Origin of the sequence: Collinsella sp. SGI.241, from assembly GCF_050312955.1 — a bacterium.
GTDB lineage: Bacteria > Actinomycetota > Coriobacteriia > Coriobacteriales > Coriobacteriaceae > Collinsella.
This window is the reverse complement of the sequence record NZ_JBNPKM010000026.1, coordinates 1-2077: the sequence shown is the minus strand read 5'-3', so window position 1 is coordinate 2077 and position 2077 is coordinate 1. Positions and strand designations below refer to the sequence as shown.

Annotated in this window: 1 protein-coding gene; it reads right to left on the bottom strand. The window is 56.1% G+C overall.

Features of this window, described 5'->3' with window-relative positions; genetic code table 11:
- Positions 1 to 199 precede the first annotated feature (199 nt).
- Positions 200 to 1894, bottom strand: a complete 1695-nt coding sequence (locus ACQQ92_RS08400) for a phospho-sugar mutase (protein ID WP_427794544.1) — start codon at positions 1892 to 1894, stop codon at positions 200 to 202.
- Positions 1895 to 2077: the final 183 nt, after the last annotated feature.

The window sequence follows — 2077 nt, the reverse complement described above, 5'->3', positions numbered from 1 at the left end:
TGCGCCGGTCCCCGGTCCGACCGGGCCGCGCGGCAAGGAGATATATTGCCAGACCGGAGGGGCCCGCGGGGCGGGAATCTGGTTGCACACAACTCCTACACAGTTTGGGATTCTCAGCTGTATTTACCGGTAATAGAGAGGGGACCTCGTTTCCGAGATCCCCTTTTTCGTCTATCTATAGAAATAGGCTTTCAAAACCTTAGGCCAACAGCTTGCGACCTGACTCCTCAATCGCGTCAAGTGCTGCATCAGCCTCGGCGGCATCCGCGCCCTTAGCGAAGATGTACAGCTTGATCTTGGGCTCGGTGCCGGAAGGACGGACAATACCCTTGTTGCCACCCTCAAGATCGAACTCAATGACATTAGCCTTCGGCAGGCCGTTCACGCACGTGTTGTAATCCACAACGGCCTCAATCTTGGAGCCTGCGAGCTCCGCGGGCGGGTTCTCGCGCAGACCCGCCATAATGCCGGCCATCTTTGCCGCACCCTCAGCGCCCGGATAGCTCAGCGAAATCGTCTTGTTGTGATAGTAGCCATACTTCTCGTACAGCTCGTGCATCGCATCGGCCAGGTTCTTGCCCTGGAGCTTGTAATACTGCGCCATCTGGCAAATCAGAAGCGAAGTGCTCACGGCGTCCTTGTCGCGCACGTGGTCGCCGGCCAGATAACCGTAGCTCTCCTCGAAACCGAAGATAAATCGATCGACTTCACCAGCATCGGAAAGCGAGGTAATGATGTCACCGATGTACTTGAAGCCCGTCAGGCAGCGACGGAGCTCAAAGCCATACTCCTCGGCCAGGGCATCGACCATGGCGGAAGAAACAATGGTAGTAACCGCGACCTTCTTGGTGAGATCCTCGCCGCGGGCGGCACGGGTCTTGCAGATATAGTCGAGCAGCAGAACGCCCATCTCATTGCCGGTCAGCAGCAGATAGTCATCACCATTCTTAACAGCAACGCCAACACGGTCGGCGTCAGGATCGGTTGCAAGCAGCAGATCGGGGTGAACCTGCTCGCACAGGTCGATTCCCTTCTGCATGGCCTGACGGATCTCGGGGTTAGGATACGGGCAGGTCGGGAAATCGCCGTTCGGGTCCTTCTGCTCGGGAACAACCGTGACATCGGTGATGCCGGCGCGCTCGAGCACCGTCGTGACGGGAATGAGGCCAGTGCCGTTGAGCGGAGTGTAGACGAGCTTAAGCGGAGCGCCAGCGATCTCCTCGGCAGAAAGGTTGGTCACGCCGCGCGCGAGAACGGCGTCGTAATAACGCTCGAGGCACGAGTCATCGATCCATTTGACCAGACCCTGCTCAAGAGCCTCATCGAAGTCCATGGACTTCACGCCAGTGAACGTATCGGTCTCGGCAATAGCCTTAGAAATTGCATCGGCGGCCTCGCTCGTGATCTGGCAGCCGTCGGGGCCATAGGCCTTATAGCCGTTATAAGGCGCCGGATTATGACTAGCGGTCATGCAAATGCCACCGGAGCACTCAAGATCGCGGACAGCCCAAGATAGCGTAGGCACCGGGGAAATCTTAGGATACACAAGGGCGGTGACACCATTTGCCGCAAGAATAGCAGCAGTCGTCTTGACGAACAGTTCACCCTTATTGCGGCTATCGCGAGCGATGGCAACTGCCGGATGCTCAAAAGTCGCATTGAGATAGTCGGCGAAGCCCTGCGTTGCACGGCCGACCGTATAGATATTCATACGGTTGGTGCCAGCACCGATCGTGCCACGCAGGCCGGCGGTGCCGAAGGCAAGATCCTGGAAGAAGGCATCGGTGATGGCATCCTCGTCACCCTGCTCCTTCATCGTGTTGAGCTCGGTCAGCAGCTCATCATCCTTGACATTGGCAATCCAAGTATCAAGCAGCTCGTGAACATCTGCCATGTGCGTCCTTCCTTCATAATCAATAAAACGGCCCGCCTAAAACAGGTCAAGCGCAGTATCACGCTTAGGTAGATAGTAATCCATTGAGTGTGTGAGACTGCCAAGAGAACGGTGAACGTCTGAATAAGACGGCAGATGATATCGTTGTAAAAAATGTCATTTAGTTAAATTACCTGAGAAACG

What these genes read in the sequence shown, in the direction of transcription:
- ACQQ92_RS08400 (WP_427794544.1), bottom strand. Translation starts at nt 1,894, where the DNA reads ATGGCAGATGTTCACGAGCTGCTTGATACTTGGATTGCCAATGTCAAG.